Origin of the sequence: Skermanella stibiiresistens SB22 (genome assembly GCF_000576635.1) — a bacterium.
Taxonomy (GTDB): domain Bacteria; phylum Pseudomonadota; class Alphaproteobacteria; order Azospirillales; family Azospirillaceae; genus Skermanella; species Skermanella stibiiresistens.
The window spans coordinates 108,049-128,803 of the sequence record NZ_AVFL01000005.1 but is presented as its reverse complement, the minus strand read 5'-3'; the positions used below and the strand labels follow the sequence as shown (position 1 = coordinate 128,803).

General features: G+C 66.4%; 22 protein-coding genes. 9 read left to right on the top strand and 13 right to left on the bottom strand.

Features of this window, described 5'->3' with window-relative positions; translation table 11 throughout:
- Positions 1–4 precede the first annotated feature (4 nt).
- Complete coding sequence (locus N825_RS08740; RefSeq protein WP_157619061.1) at positions 5–364, top strand: hypothetical protein; 360 nt, start codon at positions 5–7, stop codon at positions 362–364.
- Between the two features lie 55 nt (positions 365–419).
- Here the strand turns inward: N825_RS08740 and N825_RS08735 are convergent, their stop codons facing one another.
- Entirely contained in the window at positions 420–935 is a 516-nt protein-coding gene (locus tag N825_RS08735) for a DUF3280 domain-containing protein (RefSeq protein WP_051511749.1), read from the bottom strand.
- 71 nt (positions 936–1,006) lie between these two features.
- On the opposite strand from N825_RS08735, the gene N825_RS08730 reads away from it, so the two are divergent.
- Positions 1,007–1,648 (top strand): hypothetical protein, encoded by a 642-nt coding sequence (locus N825_RS08730; protein WP_037449834.1) that lies wholly within the window; start codon positions 1,007–1,009, stop codon positions 1,646–1,648.
- 7 nt (positions 1,649–1,655) lie between these two features.
- On the opposite strand, the gene N825_RS08725 is transcribed toward N825_RS08730, so the two are convergent.
- The 4 genes from N825_RS08725 to N825_RS08710 form a co-directional block, all read right to left on the bottom strand.
- Positions 1,656–2,132, bottom strand: coding sequence for a rhodanese-like domain-containing protein (locus tag N825_RS08725; protein WP_245613057.1), 477 nt, complete (start codon positions 2,130–2,132; stop codon positions 1,656–1,658).
- An 83-nt stretch (positions 2,133–2,215) separates the two neighbouring features.
- On the bottom strand, positions 2,216–3,067 hold the full coding sequence (locus tag N825_RS08720) for a quinoprotein dehydrogenase-associated putative ABC transporter substrate-binding protein (protein ID WP_037449830.1): 852 nt from the start codon (positions 3,065–3,067) through the stop codon (positions 2,216–2,218).
- Between the two features lie 23 nt (positions 3,068–3,090).
- Positions 3,091–3,537 carry a c-type cytochrome gene (locus N825_RS08715; protein ID WP_051511747.1) on the bottom strand — a complete coding sequence of 149 codons (447 nt, stop codon included), beginning with the start codon at positions 3,535–3,537 and terminating at the stop codon, positions 3,091–3,093.
- A gap of 159 nt (positions 3,538–3,696) precedes the next feature.
- Positions 3,697–5,523, bottom strand: coding sequence for a methanol/ethanol family PQQ-dependent dehydrogenase (locus N825_RS08710; protein ID WP_037449828.1), 1,827 nt, complete (start codon positions 5,521–5,523; stop codon positions 3,697–3,699).
- Between the two features lie 542 nt (positions 5,524–6,065).
- Here N825_RS08710 and N825_RS08705 point away from each other — a divergent pair.
- From N825_RS08705 to N825_RS08690, 4 genes are all read left to right on the top strand, one after another.
- Positions 6,066–6,260: a hypothetical protein gene (locus N825_RS08705; protein ID WP_037449825.1), complete on the top strand. Its 195-nt coding sequence runs from the start codon at positions 6,066–6,068 to the stop codon at positions 6,258–6,260.
- Positions 6,261–6,383: 123 nt separating this feature from the next.
- The gene (locus N825_RS36310; protein WP_063833714.1) at positions 6,384–6,713 is read left to right on the top strand and encodes a hypothetical protein; all 330 of its coding nucleotides are present in this window, start codon (positions 6,384–6,386) and stop codon (positions 6,711–6,713) included.
- Positions 6,714–6,829: 116 nt separating this feature from the next.
- A complete protein-coding gene (locus N825_RS08695; RefSeq protein ID WP_037449821.1) occupies positions 6,830–7,306 on the top strand; it encodes a hypothetical protein in 477 nt (158 codons plus the stop codon).
- 65 nt (positions 7,307–7,371) lie between these two features.
- Positions 7,372–8,127 (top strand): endonuclease III domain-containing protein, encoded by a 756-nt coding sequence (locus N825_RS08690; RefSeq protein WP_037449819.1) that lies wholly within the window; start codon positions 7,372–7,374, stop codon positions 8,125–8,127.
- Between the two features lie 179 nt (positions 8,128–8,306).
- Here N825_RS08690 and N825_RS08685 read toward each other — a convergent pair whose 3' ends face one another.
- The 8 genes from N825_RS08685 to N825_RS08650 form a co-directional block, all read right to left on the bottom strand.
- Positions 8,307–9,014 (bottom strand): hypothetical protein, encoded by a 708-nt coding sequence (locus tag N825_RS08685; protein ID WP_037449816.1) that lies wholly within the window; start codon positions 9,012–9,014, stop codon positions 8,307–8,309.
- Between the two features lie 336 nt (positions 9,015–9,350).
- On the bottom strand, positions 9,351–9,593 hold the full coding sequence (locus N825_RS08680) for a type II toxin-antitoxin system Phd/YefM family antitoxin (protein ID WP_037449813.1): 243 nt from the start codon (positions 9,591–9,593) through the stop codon (positions 9,351–9,353).
- Between the two features lie 20 nt (positions 9,594–9,613).
- Entirely contained in the window at positions 9,614–10,888 is a 1,275-nt protein-coding gene (locus tag N825_RS08675; protein WP_037450234.1) for a TRAP transporter large permease, read from the bottom strand.
- Positions 10,889–10,904: 16 nt separating this feature from the next.
- On the bottom strand, positions 10,905–11,396 hold the full coding sequence (locus N825_RS08670; protein ID WP_198038236.1) for a TRAP transporter small permease: 492 nt from the start codon (positions 11,394–11,396) through the stop codon (positions 10,905–10,907).
- 27 nt (positions 11,397–11,423) lie between these two features.
- Positions 11,424–12,392 carry a TRAP transporter substrate-binding protein gene (locus N825_RS08665; protein ID WP_037449810.1) on the bottom strand — a complete coding sequence of 323 codons (969 nt, stop codon included), beginning with the start codon at positions 12,390–12,392 and terminating at the stop codon, positions 11,424–11,426.
- A gap of 38 nt (positions 12,393–12,430) precedes the next feature.
- On the bottom strand, positions 12,431–13,279 hold the full coding sequence (locus N825_RS08660) for a phosphogluconate dehydrogenase C-terminal domain-containing protein (protein ID WP_037449807.1): 849 nt from the start codon (positions 13,277–13,279) through the stop codon (positions 12,431–12,433).
- A 25-nt stretch (positions 13,280–13,304) separates the two neighbouring features.
- Positions 13,305–14,684, bottom strand: coding sequence for a four-carbon acid sugar kinase family protein (locus N825_RS08655; RefSeq protein ID WP_245613055.1), 1,380 nt, complete (start codon positions 14,682–14,684; stop codon positions 13,305–13,307).
- Positions 14,681–15,949: a ribulose-bisphosphate carboxylase large subunit family protein gene (locus N825_RS08650; protein ID WP_037449805.1), complete on the bottom strand. Its 1,269-nt coding sequence runs from the start codon at positions 15,947–15,949 to the stop codon at positions 14,681–14,683. Before N825_RS08650 ends, N825_RS08655 begins: the two co-directional genes overlap by 4 nt.
- A 206-nt stretch (positions 15,950–16,155) precedes the next feature.
- On the opposite strand from N825_RS08650, the gene N825_RS08645 reads away from it, so the two are divergent.
- The 3 genes from N825_RS08645 to N825_RS08635 are packed head-to-tail and all read left to right on the top strand — an operon-like array spanning position 16,156 to position 20,692.
- Positions 16,156–17,208: an ABC transporter substrate-binding protein gene (locus tag N825_RS08645; protein ID WP_037449802.1), complete on the top strand. Its 1,053-nt coding sequence runs from the start codon at positions 16,156–16,158 to the stop codon at positions 17,206–17,208.
- 14 nt (positions 17,209–17,222) lie between these two features.
- Entirely contained in the window at positions 17,223–19,703 is a 2,481-nt protein-coding gene (locus N825_RS08640; protein ID WP_037449799.1) for an ATP-binding cassette domain-containing protein, read from the top strand.
- Positions 19,700–20,692, top strand: coding sequence for an ABC transporter permease (locus N825_RS08635; protein WP_051511744.1), 993 nt, complete (start codon positions 19,700–19,702; stop codon positions 20,690–20,692). Before N825_RS08640 ends, N825_RS08635 begins: the two co-directional genes overlap by 4 nt.
- The last annotated feature ends 63 nt before the right edge of the window (positions 20,693–20,755 follow it).

Sequence of the window (20,755 nt, the reverse complement as noted above, 5' to 3'; positions counted from 1 at the left end):
GTTCATGCGTGCGACAAGGATTTCCGGTATCGCCCTGGGCTTGGCGTTGACTTTGGGTGGCGCTTCGATCGCCGCGGCCCAGCAGACCAACTCCCAGCAGCCGAGCCTGATGCAGGAGCGGCAGGGCACCGTGGGTACCGATCAGCAGGCGCCCAAGCCGGCGGAGCAGAGCGGCAAGCTGTCGGGAGCCAACAAGAACGCCGAGGACGAGGCCAAGGCCGCCACCGGCGGCGGCACCGAGGGCGGCATGCAGTTCGGCCCCAAGGGTGATGCCGCCAATTCCTTGCCGGTCCAGCGCCAAGGCACCATCGGAACGCAGGAACGCCCGCCGGAGCCGACCACCCAAGGCGGCGCCAAGCAGTAACCCGGTCTTCGCGGTACAAGATCCGCGCGCCCCAAGATCCCCGCGCGCCTCGAACTCACCGAGGCGCGCGGTTTTCCTGGGGAATGATGCGGTGCTGGACCAGCCATTCCATCCCGCGGAGCCATGACCTGTCGTTATCGCCGCGGATGTCGGCGGTGCCACGCGCCGTCACCTTGCCATCCGAGACATCGCGGACCGTGATGTCCATGCTCAGGATCAACGTGCTGATCTTGTTGACCTTGCCCAGCACCGCGACTTCCGCGCCCATGTCCTTGGCCACGCCGAGCAGGCATTGCTCGCAGGATTTCAGCCCCGCGATCTTGCCGGAGGCGGGCGCCAGATCGACCGGTTGGAAATAGCCCGTTTCGGTGAGTTTCTCCCGTAGCGCCGCGGTGGTGGCCTCGATGCGCTCCTTTTGCGCCTGGGACGAGGCCTCGCCGCTGGTATCGACCAGTTCGATCTCGAACACCGCGGCGGGCAGCGGCTTGCCGGCCGGTGCGGCAAACGCGGGGCTGGTGACGAGGCCTGTGGCCGTCATCAGGGCGATCAGCAGCGGATTCAGCCGTGGCATCGGTGTATGCTTCCTTTGACAGCGATCGGATGAGAGCGATCGGAAAACCAAGAATGGTTCGAGGGAGAGACATGCGTTTCGAGTTTTCGATGAGGGGCGGCCTCAAGCTTTGCGCCCTGGCGGCGTGCCTCGCGGCCCCAGCGATCCCGGCCGTGGCGCAAACGCGCGTCGACACGCCTCCCGATTGGCCTTGCGTCCAAGTCTTCGTGCCGACCCTCTCCCCGGCGACGATCTGGGCGGGACCTCCAGTCGAGGACCACCTGAAAACCTGGGCCGACAACAGCGACATCGCCTCGCTCGCCCCGAAGGTCTTGTCCAGGTCGACGTCCGACGACGACGCCACGGCCGCGGTCGAGAGCTTCGCCCAATCCCTCAAGGCCAACCGGAACGAGACGCTGACCGCCCTGTTCGCCGGCATCTTCGACGAGGCGAATCGGGCGCGGAGCCGGGCGATCGACGCCATCCGCAAGTTCGACGGCGCGCAGAAGGCCCAGATCGCGAGCATGACGAGGACGGTCACCGAATTGGATCAAGCCCGCACCGCCTCGCCCCGCGACGAGGCCAAGGTCCGCGAACTCTCCGACCGTTTGGCCTGGCAGCGCAGGATCATCGAGGAACGGCACCGCTCCCAGGGCGCGCTGTGCGAACAGCCCGTCATCGTCGAGCGCCGGGTCGGTCAACTGGCGCGGGCCATCGCCAACGAGATGGATTAGGGGCACCTCAGGGCTTGCCGGTGGCGGCATCCGCGTCCCCTTCAGGCTGGACATCCTCCAAGGGATGGCCAGCCGCCGCCCAGCCACCGGCGCCCTCGGGATAATAGCGAACATCCGTGTAGCCATGCTCCACCGCGCGGAGCGCCGCGTTCCACGACATCCAACACTCGGGTTCGCAGAAGAACACCACCACGCGGCCGCGATCGCCACCGGTCAACCGTTCCAGATTGTCGAGGAAATACCGTTCCATGTCCGCCGACAGCGCGCCATAGCCCACATTGGGCAGCCAGACGGCTCCCCGCAGGGTCCGGCGCGCCTTCGGCAGCCAGATCGAGTCAGCCGGCATGGCGGCGGGACGGGGCGGGGCGGGGTAGACGTCGATCAGGATGGGCTCGCCTGACCGAGCCATAGCCTCGACCTGGGCGGTGGTCACGGTGACGGCGCCGGGCACCGTCTCCGGTGTCGGCGCCCGATAGTCGGACATCCTGTAATCCACAGCCGCGGCTGTGTTAACGGCCGAGAGGACCATCGCCACCGCGACCAGCGCGGCGGCGATGGTCGGCCGGGTCACTGGGCGGCGCTGGCCGATTGGAGTTGTCCGCTCGAGGTCAGCAACGGCACATGGTATTGGGCGAGCACCGTGTTGATATCGCCTTGGCGACGCTGGATGAAGTCGTTCAGCCAGTGTTTCCAGTCCGGCTCGTCGTTGCGGACACCCATGGTGATGGAGAAGTCGACGCGGGTGCCCCGCTCGTCGACCAGCGGCACGACCGTCAGCTTGGTCGGCTGGACGCTCGCGAAGTAGCCGGCGATCGGTCCCCAGATCACGGTGGCGTCGATCTTGCCGGAGGACACGTCCTCGATCGCCCGCCGGGCCGGATTGTCCAGCCGGGTGTCCACATCGAGCTCGTAGGGCTCCAGGTTGGTGAGCCTGCTCTTGACGGCCAGTGTCGCGCCCGGCGTCTTGGTGACGATGCCGAAGCGCATGTCGTGCAGGGCCGGATCGGCGACCGAGGTCGCCTTGACCCCGGAGTTCTCCCGGTAGACCAGGCTATAGACCGAGCGGTAATAGGGATTGGTGTTCTGCATCAGGCCCTCGCCCGACGCGGCACCCATCACCAGATCGCATTTTCGTTCGCGCAGCGTGTTGCGGACGAAGCCGATCGTCTGCGGCCACCACGTGTAGACCACGGGAACGCCCAGTTCCTCCCCGATCATCGCGGCGATCTTGTTCTCGAACCCCTCCAGCTTGTCGTTGGAGAAGGGCAGCAGGTTGGCGTCGGCGCAGACGCGCAAGGCGTCGGGTTTGGCGAATTCAGCCGCTTGGGCGGTCCCCGCCAGGGCGAGGCACGCGGTTCCGGCCAAAACGGCGGCCGCGATCGTCTTGCGGACTCTTGAGGACGGGATTCGTGACGACATGTCGGATCTCCGTGACGCGGACGTCACTTCTTGATGCGTTCCGGACGGCCGCGATCGATTTTTCCGTCGGACCGGGCCTTGAGGTAGCCGTAGATATCGTTGATGTAGAGCATCACGTTCTGGTCGGTGCCGAAGGACGGCATGACGCGTTGCCCGCTGGAGCCCTTCTCGGCTTTGCCGTTGGCGATCGTCTCGGCGAACTTGTCGTAGTCGATGAACTTCAGCGACTCGACCAGCGACGGCGCGAACGAACCGCCCAAGCCGTCCGGCCCGTGGCAGACGTGGCAGGAGGAGTGATAGCGCCGATAACCGTTGTAGGTCCCCTGATCGACCTTGCCGTCCTCGACGATGTAGGGCTTGTCATAGGGGTCCGTCGTCTCTTCGGCGTCCTGGGCGTGGGATGTTCCGGCTGCGAGGAGGAAGAAAGCGGCGCCGGCGGCTGCGACCCGCGTCAGGAAAGACAAATTCATGGCGTTGGATTTCCAGTGAGGCGAGCCGGCGCACCGCCCCTCGCGGAGCGGGGCACCGGGAGTATTTATCGGATCGTCGATTACTTCTGGTCTTCGGGCACATCTGGTCTTCGGGATGTCCCGCCGGATTTGCCGCCGGCGGGACCTTTCCCCGTCGGATCAATCCGGCAGGGTGAAGACGGTGAGCACGCCACCCAGGTTGGTGTACTGGCCGAGCGAGGCGTGCGCGCCGACGGCGCCCAAGCCGGCTTGCGGGTCGTTCAGACCAGCCGCCAGACCGATGCCGGCCCAGCCGCCGATGCCCGACAGCACGGCGATGTGCTGCTTGCCATCGGCCACGAAGGTGTTGATGTTGCCGATGATGCCCGATGGCGTCTTGAAGCGGTACAGCTCCTTGCCGTCCTTCAGGTCGACCGCCACCAGGAAGCCTTCCAGGGTGCCGTAGAACCCGACGCCACCCTTGGTGGTCAAAGCGCCGCTCCACACCGCGAACGGCTCCGGCTTGGACCAGACGATCTTGCCCGTGGTCGCGTCGAAGGCGATGAAGTTACCCATGCCGCCATGCGAGTTCGGGGCCGGATACATCGACAGCGTGGCGCCGACATAGGGCTGACCGGCGCTGTACGAGACCTCGAACGGCTCGTAGTCCATGCAGATGTGGTTGGTCGGCACGTAGAACATGCCGGTGTCCGGCGAGAACGAGGCCGGCTGCTGGTCCTTCGACCCCAACGCCGCCGGGCAGATGCCTTCGGAATTGGTGTCGGTGCCGTTGGCGAAGGTGCTGAACTTGTCGACCACGGCGGGACGGCCGGTCTTCATGTCGACATGCGTCGCCCAATTGACGGCGGGATCGTACTTCTCGGCGACCAGCAACTCGCCGGTCACGCGGTCCAGCGTGTACCCGAAGCCGTTGCGGTCGAAGTTGACCAAGGCCTTGACCGGCTTGCCCTTGACGGTGATGTCCGCGAGGATGTTCTCGTTGACGCCATCATAGTCCCACTCGTCGAACGGGGTCTTCTGGAACACCCATTTGACGGCGCCGGTGTCGGCGTCACGGGCGAAGATCGACATCGACCACTTGTTGTCGCTGCCTTCCCGCTTGCCATCCTTGGCGCGCTGGGCCGGGTTCCAGGTGCCGGGGTTGCCGGTGCCGTAATATACCAGGTTCAGCTCGGGATCGTACGTGTACCAGCCCCAGGTGGTGCCGCCACCGATCTTCCATTCGTCGCCGTTCCAGGTCGACACGCCCAGATCCCGGTCGCCGATCGGCTTGCCGAGCATGGTGGTCTTCTGCGGATCGATCATGACGTCCTTGTCGGGACCGGTCGAATACGCGCGCCAGACCTGCTTGCCGTCCTTGATGTTGTAGGCGGTCAGATGGCCGCGGACGCCGAACTCGCCGCCCGAGATGCCGACCAGGAGCTTGTCCTTGACGACGATCGGGTTGGCGGTAAGGGTCTCGCCCTTGCTGGCGTCGCCGTTCTGGGCTTTCCAGACTTCCTTGCCGGTCTTGGCGTCCAGAGCCACCACCGTGTTGTCGGCCTGTCCGAAGAAGATCTTGCCGTCGGCATAGGTCACGCCGCGGTTGACCGTGTCGCAGCACATGACCGGAATGACGTTCGGGTCCTGGCGCGGCTCGTACTTCCAGAGGATCTTGCCCTTGTCCTTGATCGACAGGGCGTAGACGATGTTGGGGAACGGCGTGTGGACGTACATGACGTCGCCAATCACCAGCGGGCCGCCTTCGTGGCCGCGCAGGACGCCGGTGGAGAAGCTCCAATCCACCTTCAGGTTCTTGACGTTTTGGGTGGTGATCTGGTCGAGCGTGCTGTAACGCTTGCCGGAATAGTCACCAAGCTGCATGGCCCAGTTGTTGGGGTCCTTCTGCAGCTTCATCACTTCTTCGTTGGCATAGGCGGTGCCGCCAAGGCTGGTTCCAGCCGTGAATAGGGCAACCGTCGTCAACAGGATTTGCATCCGCCGCATATTCGTCTCCTCCCGAGTTCGTTGTCTTTGACGCAACCATTTTTGTCGTTGATCGGCTTTTCTCGACCGACCGTTCTCCGCCTCCGTGATAGTAGGGCGAATTTTTAGAAGACCAGCCTAACGCCTCTTCCGTGGTCCGACAATAAGACTTTAGAAGGCATCTAGTGAATTGACTCTAAAGGGTTGTCGGAGCGTGTAACAGGTGATGGGGCTTATGATCTATTGATAGCTTGCCGGTGCCGACTTCTACACTAAAGCGCACGCGCAACTAAATTTTAGCAAATTTATCACGTTATGAGCTTTGGTCCACAACAATCTTTTATTGCACCGCAACATGACGACTTTGGGTTGGACAGGATTGTTCAATACAGGTGCCGACGATAACGCCGCCGGTTTGCCCACTGTCAAACCGCGGAAACGCCCATAGTTTCCTGTGGTGGGTTCATCAACGGCTTCACCCCTTGTCCCCGGATCGGCGCGTGCGCTCTGGCGCATGGGATCGGTGCCTCGGTCGATGGCGGTGGGTCCGACGGAGGGTTCGAATGATCGAATTGGTTTTGCTCGTCTGCCTCGCCGCCGATCCGACACAATGCCACAAGGAATGGCCGCCTTTCGCGTCGAACCAGATGAGCATGCACTCCTGCATGTTCGAAGGTCAGCGTTTGGCGGTGCAATGGGCGGACGCCCATCCCAAGTATCGCGTTCGCAAGTGGAGTTGCGGCCTTTCGACTTCGTGACGGCCCACGGCGCTTAGCGGACCGTCTCGATAAACTGTACTCGAAGATCGGCGGGATTTTCGCTAACCTCACTGGCGCGGGCCGATCCCTGGCGGACCGGACTCCGCCATGCCGGAGGATGCGATGACGGTGATCGACATCGGCCGAGACTTCTCGCTGGTCACGGGTGGCCGCTGCCGTTCCGATGGACCCCATAGCGCGGAGGCGTTCCGCGACGACCTGCTGGTGCCGGCCTTGCGCGGGGGCGGCCACGTGGTGGTCAGGATAGGCGGTCCATCCTATTCCATGGCATGGCTCGAAGAGGTCTTCGGCACCCTCCCAACCCTGGGATTTTCCAGGGTTGATCTGGAACATCGATTGATCATCGAAGCCGATGAGGGGTATCGACACACCAAGATGGCGATCGAGCGTTACATCCTCGGACTGTCGCCTGTGAGTCCTGAGTCGGAATAAAATCCTTTTCGCCATCAACCCACTCTTGGTTCTGGACGCCTGCACGGTTATAGTGAACAAACCACGAACATTTAAACGTGGCGTTCCATTCGCAAACTGGGCTCGGGGGCTGATCCATGTGGGAGGACAAGGCATTCCTTGGCAGTCTGCTGGGCGGCGCGCTGGGGGGAGCGATGCTGACGGCGCTGGCCAACACGGCGCTGAACCGCGTCGGCCTGCGGAGCCACGACCTGTCGGCCCGCACCGATGACCTGTGCCGGGATATCGAGCGATTGGCGGTCGCTGGCGTGGGCCTCTGGATGACGCCGGCCTTTGACCTGGGTGTGGAGGGTGTCCGCTTGCGGGCGGAAATCATGGGCCTGCAACGGCGGATAGAGCTTTGGCTGGATCTGTTGGACCGCGAGAGCTGGCTGTTCCGGTTCGATGCCGATACCGACCTGATTGGCTTCTTCGAGTCGGTGACCGGCGGTGCCTTCGGCGAGCCTGACAGGGTGGCGGAACCCTTCCGCTGCCAGGACATCCAACGCCGCGCCGCAGGTTTGGTGGTGACGGTTCGCCGGTCGCGCCGAACGCTGCTCCACGGCCTTTTCTAACAACCCGGCTTTTCCCGCCAATCCCTCGAACTAAGTGACCTTGTCCGCGACAGGAGGTTGCCGAGATGTCCGAGAATACGGACGGGTTGATTGAGAAGGTGCTGGAGATCCACCAAAGGCTCTGCGTCGCCTATGAATGTCCGGTGGCCTATTTCCACACGCTGGACCCGCTCAGCGAACTGGTGTCGTCCCTGCTATCCCACAGGACGCGCAACGCCGACTCGGGGCGGGCCTTCAAGGCGTTGCGCGCGGCCTATCCCGACTGGGCCGCCGTGCGCGACGCGCCGACCGCCGATATTCAGGCCACCATCGCCGGCGTGACATGGCCGGAACAGAAGGCTCCCCGCATCCAGGCGATCCTGCGCGGTGTCACGGAACGGCGCGGCGAGCTTTCCCTGGACTTCCTGGCCGATCTGCCGGTCCCGGAAGCCCGCGCTTGGCTGGAAGGCTTGACGGGAGTCGGACCCAAGACCAGCGCCGCCGTGCTCAGCTTCAGCACGCTCCGCCGCCCGGCGCTGCCGGTCGACAGCCACCATCACCGGGTCGCGGTCCGCACCGGCATGATCCCGGCGAACTTGGCGGTCGGCCCCTCCCATGCCGTGCTGTCGGCCCAATTGCCGGAGGATTGGGACGCCCAGCGGATCTACGACAACCACGAGGTCATGATGCTCCATGGCCAGCGCTGCTGCTTCTTCCGCAACCCCGCCTGCCACCGCTGCGTCCTGCTCGACCTGTGCCCGACGGGTCAGGCGCGGCGGACCGAATCGGCATCGGTGGAACAGGCGTTGGGGTCAAGTTCCATCGGCGCGAACGTGATCTGACCGCCGCTTGCGTGTTTCCCGGGGCTGGTCACCACAACTATCCTGGACCCAAGGTGGCCACGATGACCGACGAGATGATGACACCGTCATGCGGTCGCCTGATCAGCGGCTGTTTCGGACGTTTCCCGAACGCCGCCCGGGTCGGGAGCGGATGAGGAACGGCGTTCGGTAGCCTCGCCTCACTCCCGATCGATGATCGGCACCGCCTTCCAGAAGGCTTCCACCGCGCGGGCGTAGTCCCGGAAGTGGTCGGCGGTGAGATCCAGCGTGTTGGCCGATGAGGGCTCGGCCGGAAGGTCGGCGGGGATCGGGTGGCCGGGTTCATTATAGGGCCAGAACAGGGTCGGGCACTTGCGCCACAGCTTGGTCATCGCGGGACCGGGGCCATGCTTGACGGCGTTCGTCACCAGCCGAAGCTTGTTCAGCTTCTTGTAGAAGGGCTGGATCTCCAGGTCCCATCCCAGTCTTTCGAACTGGGCCCTGATCTCCCCGAAGTCGTTCAGGCTCAACTCCGCGGCCTTCCGCTTGCCATCGTCGGATTTCGACCGCGACAGCTCATGCAGCCGGAGCATGTGGACGGCTCGCCGTTCCCACAGGTGATACAGGCCTGCCACCGCCATCTCGATGATGCGGTCCTTGGCGAACGCCAAGTCCTTCCTGTGCTCGTCCTCCTCGTACCACTGATCGATGCCGGCTTGCCTCGCCGGCGGCACCGACTCGCCGTCCTCCGCGAACTGATTTCCAATCTCGCCCGCCTGCTCGAACGCGGTGAAGACCCGGTTCTCCACCTCGGACACATAGACTTCCAGCGTCCTGAGCGCGTAGTCCCGCTGCCACGCGTGGAGCCCGAAAGCCGCTTCCTGGTCCAGTGCCGCCTGTGCCGTCATTCCATCACTCCCCAAGGTGCTTTGTTCTTGGGAACGACACTATCATGCTTTTAGGATCCGATGACGCGACACTATGATGCCGCAGGGAGATCTTTTTCCTTGGAAAAAGCCGTCTCCCCATATCAGGTTCAAGTCCCAACGGCCTGCCGCGCGGTTGTCTTGCTCGGACGCCCACCCTTGCGGCCATTCGAGCGTGCCGCCTCCGCCTTGGCGGGAGAGGTCGCGGCACCGCTCGGGCGGCGCGCTGGCGGTGCATGAAAGCCTTGGTTCCAAACAGCCCCGCCAGCAGACCGGGAACGCTGAGATCGACGAACGGACCCTCGAAAAGACTGGGGCCTAGACATCCATCGGGCGGAACGCCCCCGGGTTCCGTTCCGGCAAATCCTCCGGTTCGAGCGGAGCGGACAGCAACAGCCGACCGAAGGAGGGAACACCCGACAGGCGTTCCCACTCCGTGAAACCGAGGACCACCACCTGGGGCTCGCCGTGCCGCGTGATGATCGACGGCCGCCCCTGGACGGCGTCGTCGATCATCGCCGACAGTGTGGCCTGCGCTTCCTCCAAGGAAATTTCCCGCATCGCTCCACCACCACTCCCCATCACCCCTTGGCACTATACGGCAGCCACGTGGCGATTCCCGGCACGAAGATGATCAGCACCACCACGGCGATCAGCGCGAGGATGAAAGGGGCGGCCGCCCTGCTGCCCTCGATCAGGTTGGCCTTGGCGATGCCGCAGGTCACGAACAGGCTGGCGCCGACCGGCGGGGTGATCAGGCCGATGGCGAGCCCGACGATGGTGACGATGCCGAACTGCACCGGGTCGATGCCCAGCTTCTGGGTCACCGGCCACAGCACGGGGACCAGGATGATGATGTTGGCGCCCAGGTCCAGCAGCATCCCGGCCAGCAGGTAGACGCCCAGGAACAGGATCAGCACCATGTACGGATCGGTCGTCAGGTTCAGGATCAGTTGCGCCGCCGCCTGCGGCAGCTGCTCGCGGGTCACGATCAGGCCATAGAGCGAGGCGGTCGCGATCATCAGCATGACCATGCCGGTCGTCACCATGGCTTCCAGCACGATGCCCGGCATGTCGCGCCACGTGATGGTTCGGTAGACCAGCATGCCGACCGCCAGCCCGTAGACCACCGCCACCACCGACGCCTCGGTCGGCGTCGCTATGCCGTAGCGGATGCTGCCGATGATCACCAGCGGCATCAGCAAACCCCAGACGCTGGCCCGCGTCGCCTTGGCGATGCTGCCCAGCGTCGGCATCGGGCCCTTCTGATAACCGCGCCGGACCGCCAGCACCCACGACGTCACCATCAAGGCGATGGCCATCAGGATGCCCGGAATGATGCCGCCGATGAACAGGTCCGACACCGAGACGCCGGTCACCACGCCGAAGATGATCATCGGGATCGACGGCGGGATCACGACGGACAGGGTGGAGGCGCTGGCCGTCACCGCCGCCGTGAAGGGCCGGTCGTAGCCCCGTTCCAGCATCGGCGGGATCAGCGCGCCGCCGGTCGAGGCCGCCTCCGCAACCGCCGAGCCGGTCATGCCGCCCATCAGCGTGCCGGCCGCGATGTTGGCCTGGGCCAGCCCGCCGCGCAGCCAGCCGACCACCGAATCCGCGAACTCGATGATGTCGCGGGCGATGCCGCTGCGGGCCATCAGATGGCCGGACAGCAGGAAGAACGGCACCGCCAGCAGCACGAAGCTGTCGATCGCCGCCGTCATCTTCTGCACGATCACGCCCGCCGGCATGCCGCCGAACAGGATCGCCGCCGCCGAGGCGATGGCGAGGCTGAACGACACCGGTACGTTGACCAGCAGCAGCGCGAAGAAGCTGATGAGCAATATGGTCGCCATGGTCAATCCATTCCCCTCACGCCGGCACGCGGACCGACCGCGACGCCAGCGCGCCCATCAGCCAATTGACCAGGATGTCGCCGCAGATCATGAAGGTCATGACGTTGTAGGCGGCGTAGACGTAGACCATCGGCAGCTCCAGCACGGCGGACGGCTGGTCGACCGTCAGCCCCAGCAGCCGGAAGTTGGCGTGGAAGGTCCAGGCGCAGAACCCCAGCACCAGCACCTCGACGATCCTGGCCGACCACATCTCCAGCACCGGCGAGCGCAGATAGGTCACCGCGTCCAGCGCTATGTGCGCCCGGTGCCGCCACGTCAGCCAAGCCGACAGATACGCGATCCAGACGAACAGGTAGCGCGCCAGCTCCTCCGACCAGATCAGCGGGTCGTTGAAGACGTAGCGCCAGAACACCTGCGCCAGGGTGGCCGACACCATCGCGGTGACCAGGAGGATCAGGAAACCCTTGACCACCTGCTCAACCGCGTACCACAGCTTCATGACGATCATGGAGTTCCCCCGCGTGGCTACCCGCCGTCACTCACCAGCCGCGCGGATCGCCTTCAGCATCGCGGGATCTATGTTCTTCGAGGTCTCGGCGATATGGGCCGTCGCGGTGCGGAACGGCGTGGTGTCGACCTTCTCGATCACCATGCCCTTCTCCTGGAGCTTGACCAGCTGCTCCGCCTCCAGCCGTTGCGACTGCTCGCGCTGGTACCGGGTGGACTCGGTCATCGCTTCCCGCATTTTGCCCTGGATGTCGGCGGGCAGGCGGCTCCAGGCCGTCTCGCTGACCATCACGGCGTGCGGTCCATAGACGTGGCCGGTCAGGGTCACGTATTTCTGGACCTCCCACAGCGAGTTGGAATAGATGATCGTGATCGGGTTCTCCTGCGCGTCGATCACGCCCTGACCCAGGCTGGTGAAGACCTCGCCCCAGGCCATCGGGATCGGCGACGCGCCGACCTCCTTGAAGGCCGCGATGTGGACCGGGTTCTGCATGGTTCGCAGCTTCATGCCCTTCATGTCGGACAGTTCGTGGATCGGCTTCTTGGTCGTCAGGTGACGCCAGCCGTTCTCCCACCACGCCATGCCGACGATACCCTTGGCCGACATCTTCTGGAGCAGCGACTGCCCGACCTCGCCGTCCAGCACCTTGTAGGCGTGGGCGCTGTCCTTGAAGACGAAGGGCAGGTCGATCACGCCGATCTGCGGCACGAAGGCCAGCAGCGGCCCGGTCGAGACCACCGCCATGTCGACCGAGCCCAACTGGAGCCCCTCGACCATTTCCCGTTCCTCGCCAAGCTGGCGATCGGGATAGATCTCGACCTTGACCGCGCCGTTGGTCTTCTGGTCCATCAGTTCCGCGAACTTGACCAGCGCCAGATGGGTCGGGTGCGTGGTCTGGGTGCCGTGACCCGCCTTGATGACATAGTCGGCGGCGTCGGCCTGGGCGCCCAGCGCCAGCAGGGCCAAGCCCGAAAACAACGAAATCGCGCCCTTCATGATGTGTCTCCTCCCCATCGCATGTTTATTGTTTTGTGTTACTTGCAGATGTCCTTGACGGACTTCAGGACGCTGTCCCGATTGAAGACGCTCTCCAGCCAGCCTTCCTTGAAGATCACCGGCTTGGCCTGCTCGATCGCGTGCAGCGCCCCGTCGGAGAAGCGGCCCTGCGGGAAGATGCCGAAGGCGATCGCCAGTTCGATGTTCAGGTGGCCCAGCATGAAGTCCACGGCGGCGGCGCGCGGCACGCCCCGGCGCTCGGCCTCGTCCACCGCGTCGCGCATGGCGAGCGACAGGGTGGCGCCGACCGTCTCGGACAGGGCCGGCTCCAGGATCGCCAGCTGCTCGACCGTCACCCGGTGCGAGTTCATGACCGGCTTGTAGATCGTCCGGGCGATCTCCTCGCACAGGGGATAGTGCTCCTCCGGTCCCTGCATCAGGGCGCAGACGATGTGCTGCTTGGCCGCGATGCCGCCGAAAAAGTCGTTCTTGGCCTCGGGCTCGATCTCGTCGTTGAAGATCGGCGGATGGCACGGATGCGTCACGAAATACGTGATGTCGTCCCGCTTCGGCAGCTCGCCGGCATAGGGCGCCGCCGCGTCCAGCATGATGATCGCCGTGCCGGGCTTGATCTTGTCGATGAAGGTGTGGGCGATCTTGCCGATCAGCCGGTCGGGCACGGCCATCAGCACGACGTCGGCCTCGGCCAAGGCCTGCTCCTGATCGACGCAGGTGGCGCCGATCGCGTCGCTCAGCCGCTTGCGGCCCTCCTCGGAGATCTCGACGTGCTGGACGGTGAACTTCCCATTCGAAGCTGATGTATGAAGGTTGGTGGCGAGCCGGACACCCATCTTGCCCCCGGCCCCAAGCAGCGCGATCTTCGTCATTTTCCCGGTTTCCTCCCGTTTATCGTCAATCGACCGAGCCGCGCTTGGCGGCCCGGAAATAGTCGGGCGCACCCATCTGGCCGCCCTTCAGGGCGATCTCCAGATCTGCGTGCGCCGGATCGTCGGAATGGGCGCGGCACAGCGGGGCTCCCGCCGCGATCGGGGCCAGCGCCGTCAGCGCGTAGACCCCCAGCGTCATGGCCGCGTGGCCCGAGGTGTCGCCCCCCGCGATCACGCCGCGCGTCAGCCCGGCCGTCCGCGTCACGCGGTCCAGCAGCCGGCCCAGCCCGGCGCCGATCCTGTCGTTGACCGCGTCGATCGGAACCCGGCTGGCCTCGACGGCGGCCCTCATCGAGGCCACCGCCGGATCGTCCGGCCCGGTCGCGGTGAACACCACCACGTCGCGCCCCTCGCCGAACGCCGCCAGCGCCGCGTCGCCCGCCCGGCCAAGCTCGCGCTCCCATGCCGGGCCATCGACCGCCATCGCCGCGTCCAGCCGAACGCCCTCGAAGCCGTTGTCCAGCGCGAAGCCGATCTGTCCCGCCGTCACCGCCGAACACGAGCCCGAGACGCAGGCGATCCGCTCGACCGGCCCGGCCTTGAAGGCCGCGGGCGCCTCCGGGATCAGCCCGGCCGCGCGCCACCACGCCACCAGCGCGTATTGCAGCCCTTGGGAGCCGACCGCGAACAGGCGCTCGCCGCCCCGTTCCCAGACCAGCCGCCCCGCTTCCGCCAGCGTCTCGTCGTCGACCACGTCCAGCGCCACGATCGCCGCACCCCGCGCCCGCTCGCGCGCCAGCATGGCGTCGGCCTCGCCCCGCTTCATGGCGACGTAGTCTACCAGCCCGATCGGCAGATCCGTCTGCCGGCCAAGATGGACGCGGACGTCGGCCTCGTTCATCGGGGTCACGGGATGGCGCGACATGCCGGGATGACGGTCCAGCCGGTGGCGCTCGCCATCTGCGGCCACCGCGAACAGGTTGCCGAACGCCTGATAGCGCCCGACGGCGGGGGCGCCCACGACCAGCGGGTGCCACTCTCCCCCCAGCACCGGCGCCGCCAGCTCCGCCGCCCGCCCGATCGAGCCGACATGCGGCGCCGAATCGAAGGTCGAGCACACCTTGTAGTGCGACACCGGCGCGCCAAGCCCGGCCAGGGTGCGATAGACCGCCGGCAGGTGCCGGTCCATCCACTCCGGGCTCTGCGACCGCGCGACACCCGCGACGCCGATGCCGCGATAGCCGGTGAACCGCGCCAGCCGTTCCGGCGTCGGAACGCCCAGGAACAGCACCGTCGGCAGCCCGGCGAAGCTCATCACCTCCATCACCGCCGACGAGCCGGTGTAGTCGTCGCCGTAGAAGCTCAGCAGCAGCCCCTCCGGCAACCCCCTCTCCGACGACATCATGACGCGTAGGCCGTCAGGGCCTTCGCCAACGCCGGGTGATCGCGGGCGTATTCGTCCAGCGGAATGCCCTTCAGCGCCGCTTCCCACGATTCGCGGAGACTGGCGAACCCGGCGGCCGGGCCGTCCGGATGGCCCATGATGCCGCCGCCCGCCGCGAAGATCAGGTCGGACGAGCCCAGCGCCGCGTAGGTTCCAGGGGCCTGCCGCGCCGACTGGCCCGATGAGAACACCGGCATCACGGTGCAGGGCTTGCTCTCGAACATCGGCGTCAGGCACGCCTTGGCCGAGGCGATGACACTCTCGTCGCTCTCGCAGAACTTGTTCTGGAGCCCGTTGACATGCATGTGGTCGGCGCCGGCCAAGCGCCAGATCTTCTGCCACGCCACATAGGACCAGCCCAGCTCCTGCGACCGCGACAGGTATCCCCAGCCGTTGCGGTGGGCGTGGATCGGCAACTGACTGAAGCGCCCCAGCTCGACCATGCCGACGACGCCGACCGAGTTCAGGCTCGCCATGACGCAGGTGCCGCCCAGTTCCAGCACCAGATCGTGCCGCCGCCGCATCTCGTCCAGATCGCCGGTGATGTTGAAGGCGAACATCGTCTTCTTGCCGGTCCGCTGCGCCTGATCCTCGATCACCCGCATGACGGCGCGGGCCCGCGCCTCGAACGGGCAATGCGCCCCGTCGGCCTGGAGCTCGTCATCCTTGATGAAGTCGATGCCGGCCTCGCACAGCACCCGCGCGACCTCGGCGGTCGCCTCCGGGCCCATGCCGACGCTCGGCTTGATGATGGTGCCGATCAGCGGCCGGCCTTCCACACCCGACAGCCGCCGCGTGCCCTCGACGCCGAACTTCGGGCCGGGATAGCGGGCGGCGAAGGCTTCCGGCAAGCCGATGTCCAGCAGCCGCAGCCCGCTGAACGGCCGCAGCTCGAACAGGTTGCCGGCCACGGTCGCCACCAGGTTGGGCAGCGACGGCCCGAAATTGTCCAGCGACCACGACAGCTCGACCTCGGCCCGGCGCCACACCGGCTTGCCGCCCGAGCCCTTGGGCACGCCCGCCCCCGGCAGCGACGGCTCCTCGACCTCGCCAAGCTCGGTCAGCCGCTCGATATGGGCGCCATAAAGCTCGCGCATCTCGTCGGTTTCGCCGGGCAGCCGGATGAACGTTCCGGTCGATTGCTCGCCGGCCATCGTTTCGGCCGCTTCCTGAAGCGGGTAAGCTGTCTCGATGCGGTATGTCGCGGTGATGCGCTGCGCGGTCATCGTGCGTTCCGGCTCCCTGATGTCCTCTTCTTATGTACTCATCATACCAGTTCACCGATCCGCCGCAAGCGGGATATTCGATGACAAACCATCTTGCGTCCAGGCCAAACTGGTATGATGATCGCTCCATAAACGGCCGCCGTCCATATCCTGGGAGATCCCCGTGACGATAAGGCCGTGCCGACAACCCGTGGGAGGAGACCGCAATGAAGAAGCCCCTGGCCCGTTCGAGCCGCGCGATGATCGCGGCGGCCGCGATCCTGACGCTCACATCCCTGCCGCACGGCGGCGCCCAAGCCTCGCCGGACAAGCCGGTGATAGCGCTGTCCAACTCCTACTATGGCAACACCTGGCGCCACCAGATGGTGGAGAGCTTCGAGGAGGCCGCCAAGCAGGCCAAGCAGGATGGCAAGATCCAGGACTACATCATCGTCAACGGCGACGGCACGACCAACCAGCAGATGAGCCAGATGGCCGATCTGATCCTGCGCAAGGTCGATGTCATCGCGATCGACGCGGCGTCGGAATCGGCGCTCAACGGCACGATCCAGAAGGCCTGCCAGGCCGGCGTCAAGGTCGTGGCGTTCGACAGCATCGTCTCGGCCCCCTGCGCCAACACGCTGGGCTTCGACTTCGTCCAGTACCAGGGCGACATGGCGCGCGAGATCGCCAAGCGGCTCGGCGGCAAGGGCAACATCATCATCGTGCGCGGCGTCAAGGGCTCCGCCCCCGACAACGACATGTACAAGGGCCAGACCGAGGCGCTGAAGGAGTTCCCCGGCATCAAGACCGTCGCCACCGTCTATGGTCAGGCGACCACCTCGGTCGCCCAGTCCGCCGTCGCCAACGTGCTGCCCAGCCTGCCGCATGTCGACGCCGTGCTGGGGCAGGGCGGGGGAGACGACTTCGGCATCGCCCAGGCGTTCGAGCAGTATGGCGGCGCCTACGCCGACAAGATGCCGATCATCAGCGGCGGCGGCAGCTCCAACTTCATCCAGTGGTGGAGCGAGCGGAACCGCAAGGACGGCTATTCCACCGTCTCCATGAACACCACGCCCGGCATCGGCGGCGCCGCCTTCTGGCTGGCCTACGAGATGGCGAAGGGCGCCAAGCCGCCCCGGACGATGACCATGCCGGTCGCCGTCGTGGACGAGAAGAACCTCGACGAGTACCTGAAGATGCCGCCCGGCACCATCGTCAGCCCGTCCTTCAGCCAGGACTGGGTCCAGAAGACGCTGCTCCAGGCCCCGGCGAAGTAAGGTCGCGCAGTCGCATGGCATACCCGGCGCTGAGCGAGAAGCCCGACACCGTCCCGGCCAGCGCCACCACCCCTCCCGTGGTGGCGCTCGACCACATCACCCGGACCTTCGGCCCGACCACCGCCAACGACGACGTCTCGCTGGCCGTGCCGCCCGGCGCCGTGATCGGCCTGATCGGCGCCAATGGCGCCGGCAAGAGCACGCTGATGCGCGTGCTGTGCGGCGTGACCGAACCCGATAGCGGCACCCTGACCCTCGGCGGCACCCCCGTCGCCTTCCCCGACTGGAGCCCGACCGAGGCCCGCCGCCGCGGCATCCGCATCGTCTTCCAGGAACTGTCGCTCTGCGTCAACCTGACGGTGGCCGAGAACTTCTACCTGGAGGACCCCAGCGCCGCGGCAGGAACCCCTTGGGGCTCCCCGCTCTGGCGGGGGCGCTATCGGAAGCTGGCCCGCGCCGGGATCGACGCGGTGTTCCCCGACAGCGGCATCGACGTCGACGCCCGCCTGTCCGATCTGGCCCTGGGTCAGCGCCAGATGGTCGAGATCGCCCGGGCCGCCCGCGACCCGAACCTGAGGCTGCTGATCCTGGACGAGCCGACCTCCTCGCTCGACGCCGGTCGCGCCGCCCAACTCCAGGACTTCGTCCGCCGAAGTACCGCCAAGGGCATCGCCTTCATCTTCATCAGCCACAAGCTCCGCGAGGTGTTGGAGATCGCGTCCCGCGTCGTCGTCATGCGGAATGGCCGCGTGACGCGCGAGGGCGGGGCCGACGCCTTCACCGTCCACGCCCTGGTCGAGTTGATGGGGGGAGAGGCCGGCCGCACCGCCGCCACCTCCAGCCAAACCGAAGCCGGCCGCGAGATCCTCCGCATCACGGGCCCGGTCACCGCGCCGCTGGGGCACGACATCACGCTCCACGCTGGCGACATCGTCGGCTTCGCCGGTTTGGAGGGCAGCGGCCAGCGTACCCAGCTCCACCGCATCCGCCTGGACAACCCCGACGCCGGCTTCGTCTCGGGCGACCGCCAGCGCGAGGGCGTGTTCCCGCAATGGACGGTGCTGTCCAACATCAGCATCGGAGCCCTGTCGCGCCGTCCGCTCGCCTCGATCGTCTCGACCGAGGCGGAAACCGAGACCGGACGTCACTGGGCCGAGCGCCTGCGCCTGGACCCCGGCCGCCTGTCGTCCAACGTGCTCCACCTCAGCGGCGGCAACCAGCAAAAGGCCCTGGTCGCCCGAGCATTGGCGCGCCAGTCCGACATCCTGCTGCTGGACGACCCGACGCGCGGCGTCGACGTGGCGTCCAAGCACGACTTCTACCGCGTCGTCCGCCAGACCGCCGAGGCCGGCGCCGTGGTGGTCTGGTACAGCACCGAGGACATCGAGCTTCTGGAATGCACCCGCGTGCTGGTCTTCCACAAGGGAGCCATCGTCCGCGAACTGGTCGGCGCCGAAATCTCCGAGGAAAGCATCGTCGACACCGCCTTCCTCCACGAGAAGACCGGGCATGAGAAGACGAGCGCCACGCCAACCCCGGCAGCCCCGGCCGCACCCCCCCGATCCCCCCACCGCGCCGCCGACCGCCTGACCAGCGTCATCCCCCTGATCAGCCTCGCCGCCGTCTGCGCCGCCCTGGCGACGCTCAACCCCGCCTCGGCCAGCCTGTTCGGCATCGACCTGCTGCTCAGCTCGGCGGTGCCGCTGGTGCTGATAGCCCTGGCGCAGATGTTCGTCGTCGGCGGCAGCCAGATCGACCTTGGGATCGGCGCCTTCGCCGGTCTGGTCAACGTCGTTGGCGCCACCGTCCTGACCGACCAGCCGGCCCTTGGCGTGGTCCTGCTGGCGGCCGGGATCGGCGGCTACGCCATCATCGGCGCGCTGATCGAACGGCGCCGCATCCCCGCCATCGTCGTGACGCTGGGCGCCAGCTTCATCTGGCTCGGCTGCGGCTACACGCTGCAATCGGCGCCGGGAGGCATGGCGCCGGACTGGCTGATGGCGGCGGTCGCGTGGCAGATCCCCGGCCTGCCGACCTCGCTCCTGCTGATCCTGGCCGCCGGGGTTTGCGGCCTGCTGGTCGACCGCTCCCGCCTGGGCGTCGTCCTGCGCGGCTTCGGCAACAACGCCGCCGCCCTGTCGCAAGGCGGCTGGTCGGCGCTCCGCCACACCATGCTGCGCTACGTCATCGCCGGCGTCTTCGCCATGATGGCCGGGCTGGCGCTGACCGCGATCACCACCGCCAGCGACATCAACGCCGGCAGCGGCTTCACCCTGCTGAGCATCGCCGCCGTGGTGATCGGCGGCTGCCACCTGCTGGGCGGCACCATCTCGGCGCCGGGAGTGGTGGCGGGCGCCGTCACCCTGTCGCTGATCGGCTCGCTGCTCAGCTTCCTGGGCGTCAGCACCGACTACAACGCCGCCGTCCAAGGCCTGTTGCTGGTCGCCATCCTCGGCCTCCGCACCCTGCTGGAACGCCGGGAGTCCGCCGAATGACAGCCGTTCCGAATACCCACCGGTCCACCGGACAATCCTCCTTCCTCCACTGGGTCGAAACCCGCCGCTGGATCTGGTCGCTGATCGGCATCGCCGTTCTGTGGCTGGTGCTGGGTGCTCTGACCTCGCGCCTCAGCCTGCAAAGCATGTCGGGCGTGGTCTCGTCCGCCGCCTTCCTGCTGTTTCCGGCGCTGGGCCAGATGATCGTGGTGACGACCGGCCGCGGCAACATCGACCTGTCGATCCCCAGCGTCATCACCCTGACCGCCTTCCTGTCGGTCAACATCATCGACGGCTCCAACGCCCTGCTGCCGGTCGGAATCCTGGCCGTCACCGCCGTCGGCTTGGCGGTGGGAGCGGTCAACGCGGCGCTGGTGCTGTGGCTGCGCATCCCCGCGATGATCGCGACGCTGGCGACCGGCTACGTCCTGGCGACCGGAACCCTGCTCGCCAACCGTTCCTTCTCGACTTATCAGGTCAGCCCGGCGCTGGCGTGGTTCGCCACCGGCCGCGTCGCCGGGGTCCCGGTGATCGTCCTGGCCGCCCTGGCGGCGACCCTGCTCTGCGCCTTCGTCCTGCGCCGCACCGTGTTCGGCCGGGCGCTGTCCGCCGTCGGCCAGAACCAGCGAGCGGCGGAACTGGCCGGCCTGCCGGCGGCCCGCATCGTCGCCATCGCCTTCCTGACCAGCGGCGCCGCGGCGGGCCTGACGGGAGCCCTGCTGGCGGCGCGGGCCGGCGGCGCCTTCCTGGACATGGGAAGCCCCTTCCTGCTGCAATCGGTCGGCGCCGTGGTGCTGGGCGGCACCCTGATCTTCGGCGGCTCCGCGACCGCGCTGGGAACCCTGTTCGGCTCCGTCCTGCTGGTGCTGATCGTCACCACCATGCAGATCGCCGGCCTGCCCGGCGGCACGCAGGAGATCATCCAGGGCGGCGTCATCATCGCCGTGCTGGCGCTGGCCGGCGCCGCCGGAAAACCCGGCCGTCGATGAAAAATTGTTAACGTGAACCCCTCCCGACGCGTGCCCACGTCTTGATCGGACACCATTCGGGAG